General features: G+C 41.0%; 22 protein-coding genes. 12 read left to right on the forward strand and 10 right to left on the reverse strand.

Features of this window, described 5'->3' with window-relative positions; translation table 11 throughout:
- Positions 1–192 precede the first annotated feature (192 nt).
- From BP621_RS04795 to BP621_RS04815, 5 genes are all read right to left on the reverse strand, one after another.
- On the reverse strand, positions 193–981 hold the full coding sequence (locus BP621_RS04795) for a winged helix-turn-helix transcriptional regulator (protein WP_292388283.1): 789 nt from the start codon (positions 979–981) through the stop codon (positions 193–195).
- On the reverse strand, positions 981–1,502 hold the full coding sequence (locus BP621_RS04800; protein ID WP_292388247.1) for an ArsR family transcriptional regulator: 522 nt from the start codon (positions 1,500–1,502) through the stop codon (positions 981–983). The genes BP621_RS04795 and BP621_RS04800 overlap by 1 nt, the downstream gene beginning before the upstream one ends.
- 63 nt (positions 1,503–1,565) lie before the next feature.
- Entirely contained in the window at positions 1,566–2,603 is a 1,038-nt protein-coding gene (locus BP621_RS04805; RefSeq protein WP_292388248.1) for a deoxyhypusine synthase, read from the reverse strand.
- A gap of 305 nt (positions 2,604–2,908) precedes the next feature.
- The gene (locus tag BP621_RS04810) at positions 2,909–3,406 is read right to left on the reverse strand and encodes a pyruvoyl-dependent arginine decarboxylase (RefSeq protein WP_292388249.1); all 498 of its coding nucleotides are present in this window, start codon (positions 3,404–3,406) and stop codon (positions 2,909–2,911) included.
- A 153-nt stretch (positions 3,407–3,559) separates the two neighbouring features.
- Positions 3,560–3,757, reverse strand: a complete 198-nt coding sequence (locus BP621_RS04815; RefSeq protein ID WP_292388250.1) for a hypothetical protein — start codon at positions 3,755–3,757, stop codon at positions 3,560–3,562.
- A gap of 112 nt (positions 3,758–3,869) precedes the next feature.
- Between BP621_RS04815 and BP621_RS04820 the strand changes: the two genes are divergently transcribed.
- Positions 3,870–4,520 carry a hypothetical protein gene (locus BP621_RS04820; RefSeq protein WP_292388251.1) on the forward strand — a complete coding sequence of 217 codons (651 nt, stop codon included), beginning with the start codon at positions 3,870–3,872 and terminating at the stop codon, positions 4,518–4,520.
- 140 nt (positions 4,521–4,660) lie between these two features.
- Entirely contained in the window at positions 4,661–5,503 is an 843-nt protein-coding gene (locus BP621_RS04825) for a nitrilase-related carbon-nitrogen hydrolase (protein ID WP_292388284.1), read from the forward strand.
- A 249-nt stretch (positions 5,504–5,752) separates the two neighbouring features.
- Here the strand turns inward: BP621_RS04825 and leuS are convergent, their stop codons facing one another.
- The 4 genes from leuS to BP621_RS04845 form a co-directional block, all read right to left on the reverse strand.
- Positions 5,753–8,656 (reverse strand): leucine--tRNA ligase, encoded by a 2,904-nt coding sequence (leuS, locus tag BP621_RS04830; protein WP_292388252.1) that lies wholly within the window; start codon positions 8,654–8,656, stop codon positions 5,753–5,755.
- A 61-nt stretch (positions 8,657–8,717) separates the two neighbouring features.
- Positions 8,718–9,935 carry a threonine synthase gene (thrC, locus tag BP621_RS04835; protein WP_292388253.1) on the reverse strand — a complete coding sequence of 406 codons (1,218 nt, stop codon included), beginning with the start codon at positions 9,933–9,935 and terminating at the stop codon, positions 8,718–8,720.
- A 428-nt stretch (positions 9,936–10,363) separates the two neighbouring features.
- Complete coding sequence (locus BP621_RS04840; RefSeq protein WP_349682045.1) at positions 10,364–10,672, reverse strand: DUF1622 domain-containing protein; 309 nt, start codon at positions 10,670–10,672, stop codon at positions 10,364–10,366.
- 412 nt (positions 10,673–11,084) lie between these two features.
- The gene (locus BP621_RS04845) at positions 11,085–13,946 is read right to left on the reverse strand and encodes a M1 family metallopeptidase (RefSeq protein WP_292388254.1); all 2,862 of its coding nucleotides are present in this window, start codon (positions 13,944–13,946) and stop codon (positions 11,085–11,087) included.
- Positions 13,947–14,209: 263 nt separating this feature from the next.
- Between BP621_RS04845 and BP621_RS04850 the strand changes: the two genes are divergently transcribed.
- From BP621_RS04850 to BP621_RS04895, 10 genes are all read left to right on the forward strand, one after another.
- On the forward strand, positions 14,210–15,607 hold the full coding sequence (locus BP621_RS04850; RefSeq protein ID WP_292388255.1) for an McrB family protein: 1,398 nt from the start codon (positions 14,210–14,212) through the stop codon (positions 15,605–15,607).
- Entirely contained in the window at positions 15,604–16,977 is a 1,374-nt protein-coding gene (locus BP621_RS04855) for a hypothetical protein (RefSeq protein WP_292388256.1), read from the forward strand. The genes BP621_RS04850 and BP621_RS04855 overlap by 4 nt, the downstream gene beginning before the upstream one ends.
- 474 nt (positions 16,978–17,451) lie before the next feature.
- On the forward strand, positions 17,452–17,691 hold the full coding sequence (locus BP621_RS04860; protein ID WP_292388257.1) for a hypothetical protein: 240 nt from the start codon (positions 17,452–17,454) through the stop codon (positions 17,689–17,691).
- Between the two features lie 388 nt (positions 17,692–18,079).
- Positions 18,080–18,370, forward strand: a complete 291-nt coding sequence (locus tag BP621_RS04865; RefSeq protein ID WP_292388259.1) for a hypothetical protein — start codon at positions 18,080–18,082, stop codon at positions 18,368–18,370.
- Between the two features lie 285 nt (positions 18,371–18,655).
- A complete protein-coding gene (locus BP621_RS04870) occupies positions 18,656–19,465 on the forward strand; it encodes a helix-turn-helix transcriptional regulator (RefSeq protein WP_292388260.1) in 810 nt (269 codons plus the stop codon).
- A 177-nt stretch (positions 19,466–19,642) separates the two neighbouring features.
- Positions 19,643–19,933 (forward strand): hypothetical protein, encoded by a 291-nt coding sequence (locus BP621_RS04875; protein ID WP_292388261.1) that lies wholly within the window; start codon positions 19,643–19,645, stop codon positions 19,931–19,933.
- A 358-nt stretch (positions 19,934–20,291) separates the two neighbouring features.
- Positions 20,292–20,798: a formaldehyde-activating enzyme gene (gene fae, locus BP621_RS04880; RefSeq protein ID WP_292388262.1), complete on the forward strand. Its 507-nt coding sequence runs from the start codon at positions 20,292–20,294 to the stop codon at positions 20,796–20,798.
- Between the two features lie 1,171 nt (positions 20,799–21,969).
- Positions 21,970–22,377 carry a DUF1699 family protein gene (locus tag BP621_RS04885; protein ID WP_011307044.1) on the forward strand — a complete coding sequence of 136 codons (408 nt, stop codon included), beginning with the start codon at positions 21,970–21,972 and terminating at the stop codon, positions 22,375–22,377.
- Positions 22,378–22,832: 455 nt separating this feature from the next.
- The gene (locus tag BP621_RS04890; protein WP_292388264.1) at positions 22,833–23,630 is read left to right on the forward strand and encodes a helix-turn-helix transcriptional regulator; all 798 of its coding nucleotides are present in this window, start codon (positions 22,833–22,835) and stop codon (positions 23,628–23,630) included.
- 46 nt (positions 23,631–23,676) lie between these two features.
- Positions 23,677–23,835, forward strand: coding sequence for a hypothetical protein (locus BP621_RS04895; protein ID WP_292388265.1), 159 nt, complete (start codon positions 23,677–23,679; stop codon positions 23,833–23,835).
- 525 nt (positions 23,836–24,360) lie between these two features.
- On the opposite strand, the gene ilvD is transcribed toward BP621_RS04895, so the two are convergent.
- The gene (ilvD, locus tag BP621_RS04900) at positions 24,361–26,022 is read right to left on the reverse strand and encodes a dihydroxy-acid dehydratase (protein ID WP_292388266.1); all 1,662 of its coding nucleotides are present in this window, start codon (positions 26,020–26,022) and stop codon (positions 24,361–24,363) included.
- Positions 26,023–26,119: the final 97 nt, after the last annotated feature.

Consider the following 26,119-nt stretch of genomic DNA (forward strand, 5'->3'; position numbering starts at 1 on the left):
CATGGATAAATCTCCTAGTTATATGAAATATACCATTTTAAAGGATAAATCTGTACGGCAAGCCTTTTAAATAAACTGCTTGACCGCAAGCCTTTTCAAAAAAGGCTTGAGCAAAAACCACTGTAAAATCTAAAACATCGGTAGTCGGCATGGATAAACCTGAGCAACGATTTTTTTCAAAATTAGCAGGAATTATTCGAGGGTCAGGTCTACGAGTTCGTACTCAAGATTTTCTGTCTCCAGTCTATTAAGAAGGGAAGGAACTTGCTCATCTACTGAGACAACAAGGGATGATAGCCCATGGTATGCAGCTTCAATAACTGATTCGTTGGTTCCGAACATAACATTTGGGGTTATGCCAATCTTACGCAGAGCGATAAGCGCTTCGACACCTATAGCGGCTATATAGGGTTTTGAACTTGTCAGGGTTCTAAGGCGTTCAATATCTACTTTTCTTGATCCTCCACGCTCAATTCTCGGAACCTTGCAGATTGTGATTGTAGCATTTTCCAGGTCGATCAGGCCTCGCAGGCTCGTTACACCTACATCTTCCCCGACAGCTGCATCGGAAATTACAGTGCCTGATGCACCTGTTTTTTCCGTGCTGCTTACGTACAGGAGTCCTTTTTCCATTTTCAGGTATACCTGCTGGCCTTCCTTTAAATCCTCTTTTGCAATCGCTGTCCAGGTTGAAACATGGCTGATTATATCCTCCATGACAAAGCGGGCGTACTGCTTCATTTCGGTGGCATTTTCAAGGACCCATTCCACACCTTCTTTTGTAATTCTATAGCGGACACGGCCCTCAGTAACTATCAGCCCGTCACTTACAAGTTCTTTAATATATTCGGAAACTGCCTGGGGAGTTATTCCTATTTTTGTAGCAATTTCTTTTTGTCTTACATTCGGCTGGTGGGCTGCAATTTCAATAAGGACCTGAAACTTGGTTACTCCGCTTTTAGTCTGGAGGATTTTGATCATCAATCGTAGTTCTCCTCTACATCTTCAATTATTTTTAACCGTTGTCCCATTACCGAAAGCCTTTCAGATCTGCGGGCCACAGCACAAATATAAAACGGGTTTCTATTAAGCGTCCGCGTGAGGTTGCTCATGGAGGTATTGCCTTCTTCTACCAGCCTTTCCAGTTCGTCCATTGCATCTTTGACCTCCTCGTATGGCTTGAAGGTCAGCATGATGATATCGCTCAAATCCTCAAAAGAACACTGGAAATTGACCTGAACCTTGGAATAAGAACTGTGGTATTCTTTGGAGGGTTTTTGCCCTGCCTCCGGAACTCTCCACTGGCTCTCAAGAAGCCCGGCTTTTTTCAGGATATGAAGGCTTTTTGATGAGTCTGCACCCATGAATTCATCTATTTCTGCTTTGGTCATCCATTTGTTTGAAAGTGTGTCAAATATCTTTTTGTGAGTTCTTGACCCAAAAGTCCTGAGTAATGGTACTAAATAGGAAGGATCGTTAATTATTCGAGTTCTTTTACCCATTTACTCCTCTCCTTCTCGTCTTACGTTATAAGCTTTCAAATATAATAAAGATTTGTAATTCGATTACTTTTTATAATCAATATCAAGCCCTTCAGGCCCTTCCCAGTCAAAAATCGGGGCAGCCCGCTTCAATTCACGGCATTTTTCATGAAGTGCATGGGCTACAATAGGGAGAGCGATAGTAGCATCCACAAAAACCTGTACTTTTTTTGCCTGAGCTGCAATTTTTCCCCAGGAAACGGCTTCGTCAAAAGTACAACCTGAGAGTCCTCCCCAATGAGGAGCATCAGCAGTGTACTGAATTGCATAATCGTGTCCTCCTATATCCATTCCATGAATAGAAGCTATTACTTCGGTCTGCTGGATAAAATTCTTAGGGACTCCACCTCCAACATAGACAACTCCGGTTTTCCCTGATTTTTCCACAATCTGCGTGACCTCATCAACATCTTTTATCTGGTCAATCTCAAGTTTCAATCCTCTTCTTCTTGCAATGGTTAGTCCGATTCCTATTGAACTATCCGAAAGAGCAGGAACGAAAATCGGGATGTTGTGTCTGTATGCACTTACGACTATAGAATCCTCGGCCGCTCCACGCCTTACCAGTTCCTTTCCGAGCAAGTACATGAACTCTCTTGAGGAACAAGAAATTTCACCGATTTCTTCTGCAAAATCAGCAATCAAGTTATCTGCGGTCCTGAACTCTTCCTCAACTGCAAAAACGTCGTAAATCCTATCTACGCCGTGCTCAAAAAGGTTTTCATCGTCAGCCAGATGTGAACCCACATAGTGTTTCTTGCCGAGCGCTTCGTGTGAATCATGAAACAGGTTTGCTCCTGTGCTTACAAGGCAGTCTATCATCCTCTCTCGGATCATATAGGAAATGACCCTGCGCATGCCAGCAGGAACCATAGCCCCAGACAGGCCCATAAGCACAGTCATATCTTTTTCTTTTAGCATGTTGTGCCAGGCCTGGACGGATTCGGCCAGCTTTCTTCCCTGGAAGCCTGTTTTAAGCATTCCTTCCATTAATTCACTTACAGATCTGTCCTTTACATCTATCGGAACGGTTGGATTATCTGTGAATACATTAAGATGCATACCATTCTCCTAATCAGCAGATAATAATAGTTTTGCATGTGATTTCTAATACCTGAAGACATTTGTCGACAGGCGGTAAGAAATGCAAATAACGCTAAATAATTATATAGTTTTATTAAATATCAATATATGCGGACTCTTCTTCTGATGATATCAACAGAGATGAATCTTCTTCAGGAAAACTAATTTGCTAGGTTTGAATCAGGATCAAAGAATGTGAAATTGACAGCATGATGAGTAGTTTTTATTTCCAGAGTGGGATTCGTAAACAATCGCAGAAATAATTACAAGTATACTGTTAATGTTCAGATAGTAAAGACTGCTACGGATATCACGGTCATCCAGTCTCCATGCTCATCTACAGAAGACGACCTGGGAAAACTGAGGGTCCTGAGAGGGGCTTCATTTGTCCAGGTGCTGTACATGCTTCTTGCTAGTTTTTCTGAATGTTCCCCTACGTCCTGTGCGGTTTCTCCATAGGCATGATATTCTGATATATAACCGTGCTTGTCTATGCTTTGCGGGAGTGCACAGCCCACAGATGTGCTGAGCGTCCTTCTTGGTTCATTGGAAGAAATCCTGGACATTACGCAAAATACGATCTCTCCGGGGCTTAACTCTTCGAGTCCTTCATCTCTGGATACAATCTCACAGCTAGGAGGCAGGATAGAACTTACAGTTACAAGGTTAAATTTCTCAATACCTGCATCTCGGAGTGCAACTTCAAATGATTCAAGATTTTCGGGGTGTGTACCAACACCACTTGTAAAAAATACTTTTCTGGGAATTAATTTCGTAATCATCTTTGCAGCCTTGTGAAATAATAAATTTAAGCCTAATCCAGATGGCAATTATTATTTTTAAGCATTGCCCTTCAATTTTGCTGGAAAAAAGTTCAATTCTTATTTATTTGATTAACTGTAAATATCAAAATTATATTAATTATTTTATTTTTCTCAATATATTCTCAAATTAAATTTCCTTATATTCTCTTTTGAAAATTTAACAAATCTTTTTATATTAATTTGCCAGTTTCTCCCTATATTTTCTATACTTCTCCTTACAGGCTCTCTCATAAGCTTTATATTATGCAGTGTATTACTCTCTGTAATTTTCTTGTTTACTCCTCTCACAGAAGGGTCAGGTCTTTTCAAAGATTCGGGAAAACACGGGCCTGTTTGTCCGGTTGCTCTGGAAGACAATGTTTTTTTCCGGCTGGAGTCCTGAAGAATTATTTAAGAACAATAAGACATGATGTCGGTACAGATGGAAGAAAAACTCAACCTTAAAGTCCTAGAACTACTTGAAGGCAGGCAGCTCTCAATCAGTGGGCTTTCCAGAGAACTGAAAGCCAGAGGTATAGATGAGCACCGCCTGGTTCTTACAGGCTATCTCAGGGCGCTCAGGGACCTTGAAATTCTGGAAGAAACTGAAGTTCCCCCTTCGAAGATTTATGCCCTGCCTGAAAAGACCATGGAGCTTTTATCCGAAAAAGGCAAGGAGTCCAAGTCTACGGAACTTTCTGATCCAGATGAAATATATTCTATTCTCAGGGCCCAGCTTCTTAAAATCAACCTGGATTTCAGGATTCCTGTGGGAGTATATATCATTTCCAGGTTATTTGAAAGGCCCTGTTTCCGCAGGGAATTAAAGCTTATAGGAATCACTCAAAAACATCTTGAGCAGTACCTGGAGAAGCCCGGTATAGTCTGCGAAGCTCAGGACGCATACTTGAAAAAAGCCAGAGCCGATATTACGAAGATTGAGATCCCTCCCGATGATCCTGCATACGAAATGCGGGAAAATAAGGAAGAAGTAATCAGGCTTGCGAATGAAGTGCTTGCAGGGCTGATAAAACACAGGCTTGACCTTGAGGGATTGGTAGCAAAGAGCAAGCAAACTACTCTGCTCTCTTGAAATATTTATTTGTTTATATCGAATTCCCTTCTTCCAATTTATGTCTTCCAATTTATCTCTTCCACATATTTTTTTAAATTTGAAATCTTACATTGACTGAATTCAAAACCGTTTGCTGGTGGTTGGCTGGTGTTTCGGACGTGAAAGTGGCCTGTGTCCAGATGGATGTGCTGCATTGCAGAAAGCAGGAAAACCTTGGAAAAGCCCTGCATATGGCTCTCGAAGCCGTAAGAAAAGGAGCTGAGATTATTGTTTTACCCGAGGTGTTCTCAACAGGGTTTTGCTACGAGTATTTTGACCATGCAGCAGAGACCTTGCCTTCTCCTCTCCTTGAAAACCTGGCCTGTTTTTCCGAGGCCAATGACTGTATTCTCATGGGCTCCGTAATTGAAAAAGTCGCATCGGAAGAGATTTCTAACAGTGGGAAACTTGGAAATTCTGAAAATTCTACTCTTTCGGACTCCAGTAATTCCTCTTTTTACTACAATCTCGGCTTTTGTTTTGAATCAGGAGCGCTTGCAGGCAATTACCGGAAAACCCATCCCTTTAAGAATGAGAACCAGTACTTTTCCAGGGGCAATTCAATCAAGCCCATAATTCTAAAAAAACAGAACCTGAAAATCGGTTTCCAAATCTGTTATGAGCTTCGTTTCCCAGAGATTGCAAGAAAACTTACCCTGGCAGGTTCCGACTTCCTTGTAACGACAGCTGCTTTTCCCAATCCAAGGTCCGAACACTGGAAAATACTCGCAAAGGCAAGAGCAATCGAAAACCAGATCCCCCATATTGCTTGCAACCGTACGGGTTCGGCTCCTGACTGTACTTACTTTGGAAACTCAATGATAATCGATGCTTGGGGTGAAGTAAAAGCTAACGCAGGCAATAAAGAGTGCGTAATTGTCTACGACCTTGACCTGTCCGAAAAAGCTGATATCCGAAAGTCTATCCCTGTTTTTGAGGATAGGAGAACTGAACTTTATTAACTTTTATAATTCGCAACTTCTAAATTATGAATTTTCATTTGAAATTTCTGATTTATTTCCTGGATTTAATACCTTTGTGATTACGGAAAACTCACTCAAACTTCTATGCTTATGAAAGGTATTGAAAACGCAGGAAGAAAGTATTTGGGGGTTATATTCAGGTTCCCCCGGTATAATATCAGCCGATCAATTACGGAACATCGGCTTTTTAAGTAATACTGGACATTCGGCTTTTTAAATAATTTTTCTTTATTCTTCTTTCTTCGCCTGCTCAATGTAAATTGCGGGCCTCAGGGGCTCGGCAAATCTAGATTTCTTTTCAGGGTCAAAGGCAGGAGAATCGGCACTGTGGACTTCAACAGGGCAGCCAATCTCCTTTTCCAGGAACGAAATTGACTCTTTCAAGAGGGCCTGTTCATCAATGTTAGGGCCTGTAAGGATTTCATACTTGTCTGAGCCCCCGCTTTTGAACTCCGGAACAATTTTCTGTACGAATTTTGGAATCTCTTTACCGAAGCGTTTGAAGTCAGGGTTTGCCATTAGCTTTTTAATAAGGGTACCTACTTCGAGCGAGCATTCAAGCTGCATCTCGCAGGCGCACCTGATCGCTTCGGCTTTCCAGGCAGGGGCTGTGTAGAGGTGAACCTTCTGCGGGATCATCTTTGTTACCCTTATAATCTCCTCAACGTCTTCTAGGGTTCCCTTTATCATTTCTTCGGCAAGCTCCGCACCGTCATCTATCAGGTCTTCATTATAGAGCGGGTACTGGGCAAGGGAGACAGGGTCCTTATGTCCCATTGCTTCCCAGATTTCTTCACAGAGATGCGGGGTAAAAGGAGCCATAAGCCTGACCCAGTTATCCAGCACATAGTAGAGCAGGGTCTCTCCACCCCTCCTCTGATACCACTTGACATCATTTTGCAGCAGGAAAAACGAATTCTGGATTGCTTCTCTTGTCTGGATAGAGTAAAGGGCTGCATTCGTGTCCCGGATGTAGTTCTGTATCCTCGAGAGTATCCAGTGGTCGATCTGTTTTAGTTCAGTGCTCAAATCTGCACGTTTTCCACTATCTATAACGCCCTTTGCAAAAGAATAAAACCTGTCCACCTGCCTTCTGGCAGATTCGATTCCTGTCCTCTGCCAGTCTGCGTCTTGCGTCTGCTCGGCTGTGGAAAGGATATACATTCTTGTTATATCCGCACCATATTTGCTGACTGCACTTTCCATGGTCAGAATCGGGCCTTTGGACTTGCTCATTTTCTGTCCCTCAAGGGAAACAAAACCGTTTACTGCAAGAGCTTTAGGCCATTTTTCCTCTTCAAAGAGGGCTACATGGTGGAAGAGGAAAAAGAGCAGGTGATTCGGGACAAGGTCTTTGCCTGAAGAGCGCAGATCAACCGGATACCAGTAGTTAAAATGCCTGCGAATTTCGTCAAGAAGCTCTGGACTAAGGCCAGTATCTGCACTGGCTGCTGCAGAATCGCCCTTTCCAAGCAGGACATAGTCGAAGAATGAAAGGGTGAGGTTCTCTAGTTTTAGTTCACCATTTTCGATAAACTTGGCAATGATATAATAGCTCATGTAAATTGTCGAATCCCCAAGGGACTCGATCAGCCATTCCTTATCAAAGGGAAGGTGGGTTCCAAGTCCTTTCCTGCGGGCGCAGGCTTTATCCTTAAGCCAATCAACCTTGTTTTCAAATTCGACCCTGTACTCTTCAGGAATAATTCGCATTTGGTCGAGGCACTTATAGACCTTTGCTTTCCATTCAGGATTTGAATAATTAAGGAACCACTGGCCTTTAACCATATTTACGACACAGGGGGTGCCACAGCGGCAAACTACAGGTTCGCTGAATTCATAAAAAGTCTCCCCGGCATTTGAGCTGATGAAGTCCCTGGTAAGGATATCCTTGATTTTGGAGACAGCCTGTCCTTCGTATTTTCCTGTTATCTCCTTAAGGACTCCCCCGTGGAACTCCCTTCTGTATACGATCTTTGTTGCTTCCTCTGCTTTCGGGTCTTTCTGACTTGTAATTCCCATGCTTTCAACGATTTCCTTTGCAGGGAATTCTCCGAATTCAGGCACCTTAATAAGGGAAATCAGTTTGATTTTCCTGAGGTCTTCGGTTATCCCATATTCGCTCAGGTCAACATCATAAAGGTCACGAAGGGCCAGGTAGTCAAAAGGCGCATGGGCAGGGACGCTCATTACTATTCCGCTTCCGTTTTCAGGCCTGACAAAGGATGCAGGAAGGGAAATTACTTCGTCACCTGTAACTGGGTTTGTGAGTTTTATTCCAATTATGGATTTTGCAGGTACGTCTTCGATATACTCGACTGTCCGGTCCGTAAAAGTCAATTTTCGGAAAGCTTCCTTGCTGACAACCCAGAACTCCTCATTTCCGTTCAGTGTGACTTTTGCTTTTACATAAGTTACATCAGGGTTGACCCACAGGTTAGTCACCCCGTACGTTGTTTCCGGCCTGAGGGTTGCACAGGGCAAGATCAGGTCTTTATACCGGAACTTGATCAGCGTATATTCGACAATGGTAGCTTCTTCCCCATAAAGGATATCGTGATCCTCTACAGGGTTATTGTCGTTCGGGCACCATTTTACCGGATGGGAACCTTTTACTATTAGGTCCTTTTCTCCAAGCCGGATATACTGCCACTCTATGAACTTTTTATATGTCGGGTCAGTCGTCGTAAACTTGCGTCTCCAGTCAATAGAGTACCCAATATTACGCATGGCTTTCTCGGATTCAAGCTTGAAGTAATCAACAATTTTTTCGGGGGTATCGAGTGTTGGCAGGATGTCTCCGGGAATCCCGTGAAGGCGCTCATAAACGTCCATAGTCTGCGGGTCCCGATTTGCAATCAGTTCAGCAAGCCCCACAATGGGTGTGCCTGTCACATGAAAGCCCATAGGATAAAGCACGTTGTACCCGAGCATTCTTTTGTGCCTTGCAACAACATCCCCTATGGTAAAGGTCCTGGTATGTCCTGCATGCAGGTTCCCGTTCAGGTAGGGGTAGGGAATAGTTATGAAAAATTTTTCTCGCTTATCGGGCTCGGCCTGGAAAATCTGGCTCTCATTCCACTTTTTTTGCCATTTCTTTTCGATTTCGTGAGGCTTATAATCCTGCTCCATTCATGTTCACGCCCATCGTTATTTTCTACTATTATTCCTATTGTTATCAATTTTTCAGGTTTTATTCCGCTTTTCCGAAGATAGCTTCTCGGATGGCTTCTATACTGGCATCCACAACAATAGGCTCTTCGCAGATGTCGATTACAGTCTGCGGGTCTTTAAGCAGGTGCCCTGTGGTGATACAGACAACGGTTTCGTCTCTGCTTATAACACCCATATCAACAAGTTTCTTAAGCCCTGCAACCGAGGCTGCACTTGCAGGTTCGACACCTATGCCTTCAAGCCTTGCAAGGTCTTTCTGGGCTGCAAGGATTTCTTCATCAGTAACGGATTCCGCAGTCCCCCCAGATTCCCGGATGGCAGCAAGGGCCTTTTTCGCATTAACAGGGTTTCCTATCCTGATTGCTGTTGCAACGGTTTCGGGGTTTTCCTCGGGAGTTATTTCCGGTGCCTCGCTCTTTATGGCTTTTACAATGGGGCAGGAGCCTGCGGCCTGAATTCCGGTCATTTTCGGGAGCGAGTCCGTTATGCCTAGTTTTTTAAACTCCCTGAAGCCCTTCCAAATAGCTGTAATATTTCCGGCATTTCCCACGGGCAGGACGACTCTGTCAGGTACCCTGAAGCCGAGCTGGTCTGCAATCTCAAAACCGATAGTCTTCTGGCCTTCCAGCCTGTAGGGGTTGATTGAGTTTAAGAGATAAATTTTCTCCTGGGAACAGAGGATACGCACAAGGGTAAGTGCGTCGTCAAAATTTCCGCGAATGCTGAGAACCTTTGCTCCGTGCATAAGAGCCTGGGCTACTTTTCCAAGAGCGACTTTTCCTGCAGGCAAAAGTACGATTACAGGAATCCCGGCTTTTGCTCCATAGATTGCAAGGGCTGCCGAGGTATTTCCAGTAGATGCACAAGCAACGGTATTCATGCCCAGTTCAAGCGCTTTTGTAACTCCTACGGTCATTCCCCTGTCTTTAAAAGAACCTGTAGGGTTCATGCCTTCATGCTTCACGTAAAGCTCTTTAATCCCAATTTTCTCAGCCAGCCGGTCGCATTTATAAAGGGGAGTTCCGCCTTCTCGGATAGTTATAGGCTCTCTTTCTATAGGAAGAAGTTTTGCGTACTTCCAGACCGAAGGACATTCAGTCTTCAATTTTTCCATGTCAATTTTTATTGAGGAATAATCATAAATTACATCAAGCAGCCCATCACATTTGCTGCATGTATATATTACTTCGTCTTTGGAATACTCTGCACCGCATTCGATACATTTGAGATGATACATTAAATTGCTCCTGTGTCTGATAACTTTGAATTTTTTGGATTCCAGGTTTTACTCATACCTGACTAGTGTGTTAGATAGCCCGAGTTTAGGCAGCATAATCTGGATTTCGGATTAGTATAATATTAGAGTTTAATAATATTTTGTATCCTTAATAATCTACTTGCTTTTAAATTATACTATTTTTTTAGAATTGTACTGAATTTAGACTTTATAATAGTTCCCCGTAGCAACAGAGATGCCAGATAGATCTAACAGTAGATCATCCGTCTCCAAAGGTATGCTGAGGGAAGAGAGTACATATGAAATTCTCGTAAGAAGATTTTTGAAGTGCTTTGCGGAGACAAAGACCTGAATGGAAAAAACATCCGGATTAAAAAAGATACTGAAAGCTCAGATATCTAATAGGATTTCAACTTTTCAACTGTGTTTCAATCAAGCTGGTATTCCAGAACTTCCTTGCTGAGGAAATAACCAAGAACTGTTCTTATCAATACGACCGTTCCCAGCAGGAGCAGTTCTTCCTGAGACGGATTAAGCACGGTTTCAAGGACATCGGCTGCAATGAAAAATTCAAGTCCAAAGACGATTTTGTTTGTAAGCTCTTTTCTGACCTTCTGATAGCTATGAGGTTTCTTTAAAACTTCAATGAGGATAACCCCTAATATTGACCTGAGGCCACCGTATATTATGAGAAAAGAGCCCATAATATTGAACAGAGAAGAGAATGCCTCTATCAACAAGCCTTCAAAATATTGAAATATCCTTTTAACATCCCCCTTAAAAGCCAAATATTCAAATTATGTAAAAAGTCCCAACTAACATTTATAACATTTAATATCCCTTGAATAAATATTCTCCTGTATCTGGCTTTCAAATGTAATTTCAGAACTTAATCTAATTTCAGTAAATATCTTCAGGCGGGAAGAAACTGCTTTTTTACGGAAACATGACTTGAGAAACGGATATATAAATCAAAAGGAAATATCTAAAGTAAGAGAGTCTGAAGGTCATAAAATAGGTACAAAAAGGCAAATTTCCGGAAGGATAGAATTATTTCCGAATCCTTCCGGGTCTAATTACCTTATCATGTCTACGGTACTCGGTTTTCCTATCTGGCTGCTTCTGAGTAACCTATTTTTCCTAAACATTTTATTTCTTTCCTATCTGCAGTCCCGGAATTTCTCCGTGTTCTACACCGTATGTTTTGACAGCATTAGGAGCTCCCAACAGGAGTTTTCTAATCCTGTTATAAACACTCGGGAATTTCTGGGCGTCGAGTTCTCCAAGAAGGTCTGCCAGAATCTTTACCAGTGGGATATGATACTTTGATTCCATCTGGTCTATGTTTGCAAAAGCATTGAGCATATTGACCGTACTGTACTCATTAACAGGGGTCAGCTTTCTCAGAATTTCTGCAAAGAGAACCCTGCCTTCTTCGGTCTGGAGTGATTTTTTCCGGTTGCGGGCAAAGCTTCCATAAAGGGCACGCTGGTCATTTGTCTGCTCGATTCTGAATGCGTCTGACCTTTCCATTTCCCTGACAAGTTCAACTGCGTCAGCACTGCTATTACTTCCTATTACAGAAAGGAAAGCTTCCCAGGCAACGAGATTTTTCTTTGACTCCGCTTCAAAGGCTCTCAGGACTTCAACTTTGTCGGGCGCCGAGCTGTTCAGGTATGCGGCAAATGCGCTCAGCTGGTCCGTTGCACAGGTTGCAGTCTCGAATTGTTGTTTTATCATTGCGTGAATCTCGGGAGTATCAAGAGTTGCAAGGATGCCAAGACAGACATTTTTGGCCTGCCTGTTCTTGATTACCCTTGCCGTCTCCTCAAGAGTTGAGTCCCTGGGAGTCGAGGCTTCTTCAAAGAAGCGGTAGGCGGAAATTACGGAGTTTACATATTTCCGGGCAACAGCTTTCAGGAGTTTCTGTTTAACCTCATAAAGCTCCTGGTACCTGTGGGCAAACTCTTCATCCTCAACGGACTCAAAAATGGTCAGGAACTGACCTCCTGCTTTTTCAAGAAGCTGCCGGTCATTGAGAAGCCTATAGTAAAGCTCGATAAAGTTTTCAGAAGGTCTTGATTCGGGGTTTTTAAGGAGCCTTAATTTTTCCCTGTCAACAAGGGTATAGAAAGCCGTAAACCTGCCTATAATATCTCTGTCTTTTCTTACCTGCATCATGAGCTCGTCGTGGCTTGCTTTGTATACAAGCTTCCCGTAGAAAGAATAGCCTCTATTAAGAGATAGGAAGGCTGGCATATCCACGTTTTCAATCACAATCTCTGCGGTTTCCCCGCTCACCCTTTCCAGGGTTTCGGCAAGATCATTTCCATTTTCGTCAACAAGGGCTGCCCTGAATGGGAATTCCCAGGGTTTTCCGCCGTCTGGGAATTTTTGTTTGAGGAAGAAGGTGAATTTCCTGGCAGCCCGGTCATATTCGGCTGAAACCTCGACTACAGGGAATTTTGTCTGTCTCAGCCAGGTTTCGGACATCTCCCTTAAGGGCTGCCCGCTTTCTTCTTCCATGGCTTCAATCCAGTCCTGGGTGGCTGCGTTAGAATGTTTGAACCTTTTAAAATACCTGTCCAGGCCCCTGACAAAGGTGTCCTTCCCTATAAGGGACTCTACCATGCGCACGTATTCCGGGGCTTTTACATAGGTGACTGCGGTAATCAGGTCATTTGGGTCATTGAAACCATCAGGAATTATTGGCATGGAAGCTGCTCCCGAATCCAGGGCAAAGGTTCCTGAAGCCGGTGCAAGCAGCTCAAGCACTCTGTCGAGCCTGTCGTAGTCCTCGCCAAAGAAAAAGGCATGATGCTGCTCTTCCACATGTACGGTCACGGCTTCGTTCAGCCAGATCTCAAACGGGCTTCTGCCGGTGACCTCGGACCCGTTCTGGTTATGGTGATATTCGTGCGCCTTTACCCGGATCATATATTCATAAGCCGGATCCGTCATCTGCGGGAAAGGCATTATGCGGTTTGTGGTAATCGTGGTGTTCCCGACATTTTCCATGCCTCCGAAATCCGAGTTCTGCATGCCGATTTCCCTGTAGACGGTGCCTGTATACCTGTATCCGGGATTGATAGTTTTGTTAAGTTTTGCAAGCCTCTCCCTGACCTTTTTAAGGTCTTCTTCCAGCGTGGATTCGGGCTTTGCCTCAAGTTTCATCTTCTCTCGTATGTGAACAAGATCCCAGAGTTCCCTCCTGACAGGCAGCTTCTCCTTATCGAACTGTTCAGGCCCTGTGAAAAGGTAAACCCACATAATCGCATCGTGCAGGATATCAAGCGCTTTTTCGGCTGCGGCTGCATCTGATGCAGGCGGCACGAGCAGTTCCAGCATGAAAGTGCCTCCGTCAGGATATTCAAACTCCCTTTTGAAGGTCGCATAAGTCCCAACCCCGAGGAAAAAGAGATAAGTCGCCATCGGCGTGACCGAGTTATCATATACGATTTTGTCCCGCCCGGGCTTCACAGTATGCCTCTCAACAGCTACATCCCCATTCGTTATCAGGTTCGTGTACCGTGAATCCGCAATTATGGTAGTTTTGTAAGTGCATTTTGCGGCCATATCGTCAATGCACGGCACAATCCTCTGGAACCCCCACTGCTGGCACTGCGTGATCTGCTGAGGGGGAGCCCCTGCCGGCGTTTCGTCATAGTAAAGCCCTTCAAGGATATTTTTGGTCGGCCTGCAAACCGTATCCGTAACAACTGCAACCTCGGTATGCGGTGGGATCTCTTCCCTGAAATTAATCTCAAGAATCGCATCATCCTTCCGGTATCTGTAAGAAACCTCGCACTGTATGCAGCTCACAGCCCGGATCTCAAGGTCCCTGCAGTTCAATTCCAGCTTCTCAATAGGTGCATCCTTTGTCCTTACCCTGAGCAAGGATCTCACATTGGTTCTGTCATCATAAACATCAAACTCCAAATTCATATGCAAAACGTCAACCGTAAGTTCCCCGAAATCTTCAGGGTAATATTTGCAAAGCCTACATTTCATAAAAATGTCACCGAATAAAATTATAAGAGTTATATTATAGGATAGAAAAGGGAGGGATGAGATTTAAAGGTGTAGTTTTGAAAAGGAAGAATTGTTTCGGCTTTATAAAAATATTTTGGAAATTATTTTGGAAATTATTTAGCAAATTATTATGTGTTATTATCTTACAAACTCAAAAAAGGATAAAAGAGGCAGCTATTTATTACTCAAAAATAATTAAAAATTAAAATAATTTTCAAGGCTTTTGGACTAAGATGGTATAGATGGGCAAAATTGAAAGGACTATCGAATTTGTCAAAGAATTGGCCAAGAATTTTGGGGCAAAAAATGAAGATGTTTTGAATGATTACATATTTAGGAATAACACAAAAGAAGATGCTCTCAATCAAGGTGGAGCGTTTTTTGGATTGATTTCCACAGAAGAAGAACCATCTGGTCCTTATCACGATTTATCTCTGGTCATCTTTCCAGATAGAGAAAATAGACCTTGGTTAATCTCACTTATCGTTGGCTCACTTGGATTTAAAAATGACTATGAACTCGCAAGCTTACCCGGCGTAAGAAGACTTTTTTCTTCAATTGTAAGTGAAAATGGTTTCTGCAAAACTTCCTTTTTAGATATAGAATCAAGCTTGCCAAAACAACTTACATCAAAGATTCCAAACTTAGGGAAAACTTTGAAGAATTATTCAAAACTTCAATTGGCTAGTGAAATTATTTGGGATCCTGAATCCGAAGCAGGTAAAAAAATCATAGCAGGATTTATCGCAGCTTATGCTCAATTGAGAAATTTTCCAGGAAATGCAGAACAAAGAAAAGTTGTCTCTAAAACAATATCTGAGATATCAAGAGTTAAAAACGTAAATGATGAAGAAGAAGCGTTAAGGCTTGTTTTGAAAAGAAAGTTCGTAATCCTTCAGGGTGCTCCTGGAACTGGAAAAACTAGATTAGCAAAGATAATTTCGAACAAGCTTAACGCAGAGACTTTCTTTACACAATTTCATGCAGAAACCAGTTACAGTGATTTTATATATGGTATAAAACCAAATTTAGAAGCTGGAGAGGTTACTTATATAGAGCAAAGGGGTATTTTTTATGAATCCTTGAAAAAGGCTAAAGAAAATCCTGAAAAAAAGGTTGTTTTGATTATTGATGAAATTAATCGGGCAAACTTGTCGAACATTTTAGGTCCAATTTTCTATCTTTTCGAATACCAGCTAGAAGAAAAAGAAGGGCTTATAGAGATTGACATCGGCGGCAATTATAAAGTAAACGCTATTCCTTCAAATTATTATGTAATCTCTACGATGAACACCGCCGATCGAAGCTTAGCTGTTGTTGATTTTGCATTAAGGCGAAGATTTGCCTGGTATACTTTAAAGCCTCATGTAATAAAAGTGATAGGCAAATATAAATTTTTCAAAGAAGATTTCTTGGCTTTTAGTGAGATCTTCAATTGGTATGCCAGTAGCGAAGAATTACCGTTGCAACCCGGTCAAGCCTATTTTATTGCTGAAACTGAAGAGGAAATGAAAGACAGGATAAAATACGAACTGCTTCCTCTTATTAGAGAATATCTTGCTGAAGGCATTTTAGTAAACGCAAAGGATGAGTTTGCCAAATATTTCTATGATCGAATAGGTGAGGTATTATTTGAATGAATTCTCAGGAGAACATCTTCCTTGAAATTTCTTGCCTTACTGAAAAATCACAGCCTATTTCAGGATTATTTCTTGCAAAAAAATGGTTTAAGAACGCTGATAGAAGATATTTAGCTGAAAACTTACAGAAATTCATTGATTACAATAGAAATAACTTTGATTTTCTTGAAGTAACTCCCATAATTGAAGGAAGTGGAAAAAGCGTCTCTTTAACTTTTAGGTCAGATTGCTTCATTGGCGCAATTCCACTTCGATCTCCAGATACTGGAAAGCAGATTGGAGATTTTGTGGTTAAGCCTCGATATACCTCTGCGACTGACCAGTTTTCAGAATATGTTGAACTCGTGAATTTGTTGGAATCTGAAATGCTTCCTGAATTCAAACATTCTATTCCTCTTTTGTCACAGAATAATCTGAGACCTCCTTTATATTTAGAAGCTATAAAGTTTGTAAACTTATTAGAAAAAGCAATAAAAACCAAATGGAACAAGTTTCAAAAAATCAAAAGAATATATAGGTATCCAAAATCTCAGGTTGATTGGAAAAAATACGTTGAAAAAGAGTTCGACCCCGAGAAAAGGTTGTTTTTTCCTTGTAATGATAATATTCTGAGTAAGTTTCACAGTGAGTTTTTTGAACTGAAATATGTTTACAGTATTGTAAGGGGAGAAATTACTTCATTTAAGACTCCTCTAAATATTAAATATCAATATCGTGAAGTTCTGACTTATTTGGATAATGCATTGTATTATTTTCCTGAAAAACAGACAAATGATTTGAAAATACATCTTTCAGATCCCATTCTTATTAAAAGATTAAAGGAGCAAGGAAACAAAATCCTGAAAAGAAACTTCGAAGAGACTACCTCATGGAAAATTGATTTTTCCCTCCTATTTGAAAAATATGTCCAATTCATATTCAATCAAATTTCTTTGGAAATTGGAGCAACCCAGTTAAACAATTACAAAATTAGATGCTCTTCACATTTTAGCCCACTCTGGAGCCTCAATTATTTAGAACCCGATATAGTGTTGATGAAAAATAACTTGGATATCGTGATAGATGCAAAATACAAATCTCACCTCTTCAATTTAAAAAGCACTACCGAACAGTTAAAAGAAGAACATCGAAAAGATGTACATCAATTGCTTGCGTATACTACATTTACTAAAAATAAAACTAAAGTTGGAATTTTATGCTATCCTTATAATGAACAATATATTTCAGAATTAGATTACATTTTCCCTTTTTCTAATACTAAAAGCAAGATCGTTTTATTGGGTATCCCTTTGAATAAATCTAAATTGAATGATCTGAAAAAATTAGTTCTTATATATCTTTCTGAAATTGAGCGAGAGTATTCAATTTAAAAGGACTTTTTCGCTTTTCATTTTTCTCAATTTTTGTATTTCTTATCGCTCTTACCTCGCTTCGCTCTTGCCATCTGAAAACCAGCATCAAGCTCAGAAGTATCCTGTCTCCTTCGTAAGTTATATATACCAGCTCCAATAAATAAGGATACTGTATAAAAGTCTCTAATTCGGAGCGTGTTTTTTCAGATAATGTTGCACCAGGGGATCAATGTAGAACTGAACCTTCAGATGCATCCATTGAAGTTTTCAGCTTTTTGTCTCGTTTTAAGGACTCCATAAGAGCCAGTCTATACGCTTTTGAGGAGAATCCTATTTAGTTTTTGAGCTGATTGAAAACTGCCGACGATAAGGCTTGATTCGAGTAAAAAACACAAAAACAAATAAAAACGAATTAAAGAAGATTAAAACAAAATTAAAACGAGCTAAATAAAGAGCATCTTTAGCACCTTTATTTGCGAGGCTTGAAACGAAATGTCAGAAGAATCCGATGATCCAGACAGTAGTGATCGTAGCAGTCGTCAGAAAATGTTCACAGTAACCGGAATGGTCCTGTGTGCTGTACAGTTTACTTTCTTCGTATGTATGATTTTAAAGTTTATCGAGATGGATTTCCTCGAGGGTTTTAAATTCATGCTGCTTGCTTATTCTTCAGCGTTCATTTACAGGAATCTGGAGAATTCCGGGAAAATTCCCAGTGTAGCCGAGAACTGATGACTGTGTGGCTTTAAAAACCACATTCTCTAGTAACTATCTGTTCTGAATTTTTCCTTTTTCCTATTTTTTATCTTTTGTCTTTTACCTTTGGCCGCTATTTGCTATTCTTTGAACTTTTTTCACTTCTGTTTTTCACTTTAAATTGGTAAGGATTTTTAAATACGTCTAAAGTAAAATTTTTAGTGATATTTTCTACTCAAATGAGGTAAAAGGTTATTAATTGTAAAAACGTAGGATACAAATAAGCCTCTGACACGAAAAAAAGAATTATTTGAATTTTTCGGGCCAGGAAGAAAGGCCTGATTAATAAGCCTGACTAATAAAATAGAAAAAGAAATATAGGATTATTTTTTAGTACCAGCAATAATTTTTCTATGGGATAAACATGGATTTGACTTTGCAGATTGATACCGATTACTCGCTTCAGGAAGCAAGCGAGATTATTCGCTCGGCTCTGGAACATGAGAAGCATCTTGCAAAATACAAGATAGATCGCTACGCCATGATCTGCGATGAATTTGAAGATCGGTACGACCTGATCTCTACCGAATTCATAAAAAAATTCGAGGGCGGTGAACTTATCGCTGAGGATAAATATCTTGAGTGGTATGCTGCAAAGCGAGGGCTTGATCACTGGAAGAAAAAGCTGGCTCTCCTCAAGGGCATCAGGATATAACTGCTCTAAAAGTTAATTGACAAACTTCTCAAAAATAAAAAATTCTCAAAAGCTCCTCAAAAACTGATCGGTAATTTATTAACAAAAAACCTAAGGTTTCTCAAAATTCAACTGCAATGCTAAATTTTGAATGTTTTGAATCACTGTAAGGCTAATTTAACCTCTAAATCTTAATCGGAGAAGGTTTATCTATAACATTTATTTATAAATGTATAAAATTAATGGAAATGTATTTATAACTGCCGTGCCATCTTCTCATGATAAGCTTTTTTGATGGTGGTTTGGATGGGCGCAAAAATCGGGTTAATGGAACTGGTCTTTCGGTCTGAGAGACGCAGAAACCTCCTGATTTTCCTCAAAGATGGGCCCAGATCCATAGATGAGATTCAGGAACATCTGTCTGTAGATTCTGTCTCTATCCTCCCCCAGCTTAAAAAACTTAAGGATAGAGAACTGGTCATACAGAAGGGTCACTCTTATGAGCTTTCCATTATGGGGAAGGCGATTGTGGATAGGATGTCTCCTCTTCTGGGTACTCTGGAAGTTCTCGAAGATAATTTTGATTACTGGTCACGACGGAGTTTCGAAGGAATCCCACAGATTTTACGAAGTCGAATTTGGGAGTTGAAAAACTGCAAAGTTATCCGTCCGGATCTGATCCATATGTTCGAACTGGACCCCCAGTTTGTGGAAAATCTTCTCCTTTCAAGGCAGGTTCTCAGTTTTGGTTCCTATTTCCATCCCTCACTTGTCTCTCTCTACCTGGAAATCGCAAAAAAAGAAGCCAAAATTTCTTTAATGCTGACCGAGCCTGTGTTAAAGAGGTTTAAAGCCGATTACAGCGAGGATTTTCAAACTCTGGTTCAGTTTGAACATGTCAACCTGTCTCTCTTTCCGAAAAACCCCAAACTTGCAGGCTTTACGGTTACAGATAGGTTCTTCCTGCTCACCATTCTTCCTCAAATAAAGTTTTTTGAGCATGAAAGCCTGTTTAGCTCCGAGCCTCAAGCTCTCAAATGGGGTGCCGACCTTTTTTCATATTTGCAAAAGGAAGCAGTTCCGGTTTCAGGTAAAACGAATTTAATAATTCGTTGATATTTTCCTTCTTCTGGAGTTAAAGACGCAGAAATGGTGAGTATCTAACAATTAGATTATCGTAAAAAGTGTTCTAAAAGCTTAAAATATTAGGATTCTCAAGTAGCAAACATGTCTAACTATTTTCCTTCAATAATTATTTAATGAAATAGGGGGCTAATATTGGTGGGGGTAGTTATGAGTTTCACGCTTAGTATAGAAACTAACTTTTCGCCTCAGGAAGTAACTGAGGCTATCCGCTCGGCTCTTGAGCACGAAAAGCACGTTGCCAGATACAAGATCAAACGTTATTCTTCGATCTGCAGGGAGTTCGAAACAAAATTTGGGTTCAGTTCTGCCGAGCTCCAGATAAAGCTCGAAACTTCCTGTGAAAATAAAGAAAGCAGTTTTTTCGACTGGTATGCAGCAAAAAGGGAACTGGACCACTGGAACAAAAGACTTGAAATCCTTTCAGGCATTTCTTTTTGAATGAGACTTTAAGGGTCCAGTTATTTTATTCGATGATTTCTCGGGACAATTTTGTCTTTCGAAGCTTTGCTTTTTGAAGGTTTTTTTGAACATTCCTATTTTTTGTGTAATTTACTTATTTTCTTTTGTACCTTGATTCCGAGCCTCGGTTTTCCTTGCTCTGTTAAAACCAGAACTGGCAAATTATTTATGTATGTATATAAGTATTAACAGGGTTAATCACTCTCCCTGATAGGAGTAATTGTACTTAATAACTAATTCGCTATCTTATCCATAGATGATATGAAAATTAATTCTCTTATCTCTGGCGATTTTGGGTATTAAGTCTCTGGTTGTAAAATATACTGAGGTGTTTAATATGGTCAAAAATATTCTAAAAAGTATGGTAGGAGAAGCTCTTATAGGCTCTGGTCCGGAAATTGCACATATAGATCTGGTTATTGGGCCTAGAGGAGGGCCAGTTGAAGCAGCATTTATGAATTCGCTTGCAATGCCCAGGCAGGGCCATACCCCACTTCTTGCAGTCCTGGAACCAAATCTCCAGCCCAAACCTGTGACTCTGCTTGTAAATAAGGTAACGATAAAAAACGTATCACAAGCTGCTCTTATGTTCGGGCCGGCTCAGGCTGCAGTCGCAAAGGCTGTCATGGATTCCGTGGCTGATGGTGTGCTCCCTGAAGAACAGGCTGATGACACTTTTATTATTGTTTCCGTATTTATTGAATGGGACGCAAAAGACAAAGACAAAGTTTACGAATTTAACTATGAAGCAACAAAGCTTGCAATAGCAAGAGCCATGGAAGGCAAACCGACTGTCGAAGAAGCGCTTGCTAAAAAAGATTCAGCAAAACATCCGTTTGCCTGAGTTATGGTTCAGCGCAGTTTAAACTTCAAGAGCAATTTACTTCGGGTTGAAACCTGACTTCTTAAATTGCTGACAGGTGGAATCTCATAGCTTCTTATTCACTCTAAAGAGGGATTCTGCCTGCAATCTTGTCTAAATAATCCCTGCATATTTTAAATAGGATACCTGCAATACTTCTTCAGCCTTTCGGATTCCCTGTACGGTACAGAACTCGGACCCGGTACGGACTTGCAGTATCTATGGGCTTCAGTATCCTGAGCAACTGATCTTTTCAGGGTAAATAATATCCGATATACACAGTACATTATACTTCTCTATTTCAACGACAGGTTCTAATGCTGCATTTCCAGCCTGAATCCTCTATATGCGTCTCCCAGGAGCTGGAAATATTGTAAGGAATAGGGACTCGATTTTTAGGAAAATAAAGTCAGAAAAATCATAGTCTTAGCTTAGAATTCTAAAATGCTAATATATTCAGTTGACTGAGCGCTGAATCTGCTATATTTTTTAGTTAACTATAGTCAGAAAGTATAAATTATTACAAATTTATATTAATTATATATCGGAAAAGAACAATTGCAATAGGTTGATACCTTGTTTTTTCCAAATGGGGCAATTTCTTTTCTCATTTTTTCTTTTCTGGGGCAATTGTATCTCTCAAAGAATATCTTCCTTCCAAAATTATTTTCTGCTTCTTGCTTTTAATTTCTTGATTTCTCTGAATCTTCCTCTTAAGTATGAAGCTGCCAGATGACCTGACATCATATTATATAATAGCAGGATGGCTTTTTCTTTCCAGGTTTTATAGCATTAGTTATACTCGCAATATTATATTGCCAGAATCTTTCCTCTACTCTATAAATATATTGTCTCTGTGGATTGGATAAGTTCAGGATCACATTTAGGAACAGGTTCAGAAACAGGTTTTTGTTTTTTCTTTGATTTCTTTGCTGAGAAAATTCTCGCGGGGACTAAAATTTATGAGTTATGATTATTTTTGCAGGTTTTATTCTTTTCAGGTTTTTCCGGCCTAAATGAGGATCGGAACGGAAATCGAAGACTGAATTACTGCGTAAAAAATAAAAGCGCGGGTAGATAAATATTTATAATAAGTATAAGTAGTTTATATTGAGGTAAAAAATAAGAACTTTACAGTGGGGGAATTACATATATGAAGATTAGAGTAGTTAGTTCCAGAGAGGAAATATTCACTCTCAATCCTAATGAACGTGTTGTTCATCTGGCCTTCAGGCCATCGAACAAGGACATTTTTGCACTCGTTGAGACCTGCCCAAAAATTGAGGTAATTCAATTGCCCAAATCTTACAGGCGCACAGTTTCTAAATCTATAGAAATGTTCCTTGAGATGCAGAGGATCCAACTTATCGAAGGCGATGTCTGGGGCCACAGAAAGGACATTAATGAATATTACAGTATTCCTTCCTCGGTCATTGAGAAAATAAGGGAACTAAAATCGGAGGGGACACCTGCTGAGAGAATTGAAGAAAAGGTCGCAAGGGAAAGCAAACTCAATCCTGAAATGGTCGCTTATATCCTGACCAAGGAAGCTTCTGCCTGAACAGGTATCAGGTCAGGAATTTCCACTGAATTCTTGAGTGCAGGTGAAGCCATATAAATAGTATCAAATCTTTGAGAATATCCTCTATTATCCAGATTCCAGCTTAAACATTAAATTTAAGGAGCCTGAGAAGGCCCCCTGATCCTGGGCAGTAGCGTGAGCTATCCAGGGCAGGGAGACTTCTCATGTTTTTTAACTAGCATTTGTTTTGTTTCACTTCTTTTATGTAATTAGTTATTTTTTATTTACTCTTTATTTTCTGTTCAATTCTCTTATCAAAACGCAACAATTTTTTATATCAAAACACAGCGTGGAAAAAATTATTCAGTATTTTAAATATATCTATTTATTTAATAAAATAATTTAAATGAAAAAGTCGGAAACAGTAGTAACTTATATACCTTTGATGGCTCTAACCTCTTTAGCCACATAAAACTCGATAGGAGACTGAAGGGTTGCAATTAGAACTTCTAGAGTTGATTTTTCTTTCCGACAAGCGAAAGCAGTTATTGCTCTTTCTGAAAGACGGGCCGAAAACTATAGACGAGATCAAGGAAGCCCTTGAAGTAACGTCCACTGCCATTTTGCCTCAGATAAAAAAATTAAAAGAAAAATCCCTGGTTGTTCAGGAAGACAAAAACTACAACCTCTCGCTTATAGGAAAAGTCCTTGCTGAAAAGATGCAGCCTCTTGTCAGCGTAATTGACGTATTTGAGGATAACTTTGACTACTGGGCTGAAAGAGATTTTCAAGGAATTCCTCCTTCTTTCCGAAGTCGGCTTGGAGAGCTCAGAAAGTGTAAATTGATTCAGCCCAACCTGGACAGGATGTTCGAGCTCGATCCGGAGATAGTTGAAGACCTCTCTAAATCGAGTAGTATTCTTGAATGCATAGCTTATTTTGATCCCTCACTTATTTCTATATGCCAGGAACTTGTCAGAGGTGAAGTCAAGCTCTCCTTTCTTATGTCCGGACCTGTTTTTGAGCACTATTCTAAGGATTACCTTGAAGACTTTCGGAATATGCTGGCCTTCGAAAACGTGAAGTTTTTCCTGTACTCGGGAGAACTAAAGATCGCAAATCTTACCGTAACCGACCGATTTGTCATGATTTCCCTTTTCCCTAAAAGTCAGAAACATTTCGATAGAGAAAGCCTGATCAGTTATGAACCTTCAGCTCTCAAGTTTGGAAATGAGCTTTTTGATGAGTTACTCAGGAACTCTACCCGGATTACCCAAACACCACACGAATAAATCAAGCTTTTAAAAATAATTGCTTGCAAACCTTTTGAAAAAAGGCTTGAGCGCAAACCTTTTCAAAAAAGGTTTGATCGAAAATCCCTTGCAACGTTTGAGTTTGAGAACCTTAACCCCAAACCCTATCGGCGTGATCAACCGGCGCAACGGTTGCAGCTCAACTATAATAATGAAGAATAATGAAGACACTGAGTTGGGCTAAGAGGGCTGATTTATGGGTAAGAGAAGTTATTTTCATTTGACGAAAAGGACTAATTTACGTTATGACTTTTCGTTCTGTAGCTGGTTATTAAGCTCTGGATGAGTTTTTTACCCAGCTGGTTTCATAAATAAGATAGAGAACAAGTCGAGAGGGTGAACACAGGTCTGAAGGGCTCAGATGACAAGATGATCAATTCTACCGGGCCAGAGCGATATGCATGCCAGCAAGAACGATGCGGAGATATTCACTGGTTTATTATCAGGGCTTTTATGCCGGAAAGCAGAACTAAATAGTTATCTTCATTAAGCCTCTGCTTTTCGAAAATAAAGTAGCCGGAAGCTCACAGATCGCATATAAGCTTTTTACTTCCAAAGCTTAGACCCCTGTAAGAAATTCAGCTAGCTCTTCACAAGTTCTCCGGAATTTTAAGAATTTCAGGAATAGTGGATTTAAGGCCTGAAGAAATATAAAAAGAGGAAGGACGAGACCTTCCGAAAACAAAATTTTTAAATAACTATCGGAAGCTCAGTCCACTATCCCGCCTGTATTTGCAGAGTGGACGGAACGCTGGTACCTGGCAAGGTAACCTGTAACTTCCTTTTTTGGAGGGACGAAGGCTGCCTTCCGCTGCTTAAGCTCTTCTTCTGAGACTTTAAGGTTCAGAACTCTTTCAGGAATATTAATTTCTATCATATCCCCATCTTTTACCAGAGCAATTGGCCCTCCTTCACTGGCTTCAGGAGAGATGTGACCTATACACGGTCCACGAGTACCTCCAGAAAAGCGTCCATCAGTTATCAGAGCCACAGATTCCAGCAGGCCCATGCCTCCGATTGCAGCTGTAGCTGCAAGCATTTCCCTCATGCCAGGGCCGCCTTTCGGGCCTTCGTAGCGGATAACTACAATATCTCCGGGTTTTACATTGCCTGCAAGGATACTTTCCATAGCATCTTCTTCGCAGTCATAAACTTTGGCAGGACCTGTATAAACGCGCATTTTAGGATCTACGGCTGCTTGTTTCACAACCGAACCGTCAGGGGCAAGATTGCCTTTAAGGACTGCAATTCCTCCTTCGGCATGAATGGGCTTTTCGAGAGTTGCAATTATCTCTTTATTTAGCTTCGGGTTAACAATATCAAACTCGTTCAGGTTTTCCCCGATAGTTTTGCCATTTACTGTAGGCTGATCTAGGTGGAGTTTGGAGGAAAGCCTCTGCATGACTGCCTGAACTCCGCCTGCCCTGTCAAAATGCAGCATGAAATTAGGGCCTCCTGGACGCAGGGAAATCAGATGGGGTGTTGTCCTGCTCAGCTCGTCAAATTTCTCAAGGGGAAGATTCAGCCCGAATTCGTGGGCAAGGGCAGGAAGGTGCAGAGTGGTATTTGTGCTTCCCCCGACTGCCATATCTACCATTATGGCATTTTCAAGGGATTTGAAACTGACAATCTTCCTGGGAGTCAGGTTTTCTCGAACCATCTCAACTATGCGTTCACCGGATTCCTTGGCAATGCGAACTTTTTTTGCATCCACTGCGTGGGCAGTTGCACAGCCCGGAAGGCTCAGACCAAGGGCTTCAGTTATGCAGGCCATGGTGTTTGCGGTAAACATCCCTGCACAGGATCCAGCTCCTGCACAGGACAGATTTTCAAGTCTTTTAAGGTCAACTTCTGAGAGCTTGCCTGCACTATAAGCTCCCACTCCTTCGAAAACCGAGATAAGGTCAGTGTATTTATCATCCACATAACCTGGAAGCATAGGCCCTCCGGTTACAACAATTGCAGGGATATCAAGTCTGCCTGCTGCCATAAGGTGACCTGGCACGATCTTGTCACAGGAAGGGATAAGGACAATGCCGTCAAACTGATGGGCTTTAACCATAAGTTCTATTGTATCCTCAATAACCTCTCTACTGGGGAGGGAGTATTTCATACCCTCATGTCCCATTGCGATTCCGTCGCAGACCCCTATAGTATGAAACTCAAAAGGAACTCCCCCGGCGTTCCTGATTCCAGCTTTCACAGCCTCAGCAAGTTTATTCAGATGAATATGCCCAGGAATTATGTCATTCCAGGAATTGACGACTGCGATGAACGGCTTCCTCATCTCGGAATCTGTGACCCCGGTCGCTTTCAGAAGTGAACGGTTGGGAGCACGTTCCGGTCCTTCTTTGATAATAGCGCTTCTCATAACAAATCTCCATAAAGTTTCATAGTGAGAGTTAAGTATAATGTATAGATAGGAAAAAACCTCATAGTATAAACAGGTTGGGGAAGAAAGACTTGTA

It is taken from the genome of Methanosarcina sp. UBA5, from assembly GCF_002505485.1.
Classification (GTDB): domain Archaea; phylum Halobacteriota; class Methanosarcinia; order Methanosarcinales; family Methanosarcinaceae; genus Methanosarcina.

Coding starts and splice junctions, on each gene's coding strand:
- BP621_RS04795 (WP_292388283.1), bottom strand. CDS start 981: ATGATCAAAATCCTCCAGACTAAAAGCGGAGTAACCAAGTTTCAGGTC.
- BP621_RS04800 (WP_292388247.1), bottom strand. CDS start 1,502: ATGGGTAAAAGAACTCGAATAATTAACGATCCTTCCTATTTAGTACCA.
- BP621_RS04805 (WP_292388248.1), bottom strand. CDS start 2,603: ATGCATCTTAATGTATTCACAGATAATCCAACCGTTCCGATAGATGTA.
- BP621_RS04810 (WP_292388249.1), bottom strand. CDS start 3,406: ATGATTACGAAATTAATTCCCAGAAAAGTATTTTTTACAAGTGGTGTT.
- BP621_RS04820 (WP_292388251.1), top strand. CDS start 3,870: ATGGAAGAAAAACTCAACCTTAAAGTCCTAGAACTACTTGAAGGCAGG.
- leuS (WP_292388252.1), bottom strand. CDS start 8,656: ATGGAGCAGGATTATAAGCCTCACGAAATCGAAAAGAAATGGCAAAAA.
- thrC (WP_292388253.1), bottom strand. CDS start 9,935: ATGTATCATCTCAAATGTATCGAATGCGGTGCAGAGTATTCCAAAGAC.
- BP621_RS04845 (WP_292388254.1), bottom strand. CDS start 13,946: ATGAAATGTAGGCTTTGCAAATATTACCCTGAAGATTTCGGGGAACTT.
- BP621_RS04850 (WP_292388255.1), top strand. CDS start 14,210: ATGGGCAAAATTGAAAGGACTATCGAATTTGTCAAAGAATTGGCCAAG.
- BP621_RS04855 (WP_292388256.1), top strand. CDS start 15,604: ATGAATTCTCAGGAGAACATCTTCCTTGAAATTTCTTGCCTTACTGAA.
- BP621_RS04860 (WP_292388257.1), top strand. CDS start 17,452: ATGTCAGAAGAATCCGATGATCCAGACAGTAGTGATCGTAGCAGTCGT.
- BP621_RS04865 (WP_292388259.1), top strand. CDS start 18,080: ATGGATTTGACTTTGCAGATTGATACCGATTACTCGCTTCAGGAAGCA.
- BP621_RS04870 (WP_292388260.1), top strand. CDS start 18,656: ATGGGCGCAAAAATCGGGTTAATGGAACTGGTCTTTCGGTCTGAGAGA.
- BP621_RS04875 (WP_292388261.1), top strand. CDS start 19,643: ATGAGTTTCACGCTTAGTATAGAAACTAACTTTTCGCCTCAGGAAGTA.
- fae (WP_292388262.1), top strand. CDS start 20,292: ATGGTCAAAAATATTCTAAAAAGTATGGTAGGAGAAGCTCTTATAGGC.
- BP621_RS04885 (WP_011307044.1), top strand. CDS start 21,970: ATGAAGATTAGAGTAGTTAGTTCCAGAGAGGAAATATTCACTCTCAAT.
- ilvD (WP_292388266.1), bottom strand. CDS start 26,022: ATGAGAAGCGCTATTATCAAAGAAGGACCGGAACGTGCTCCCAACCGT.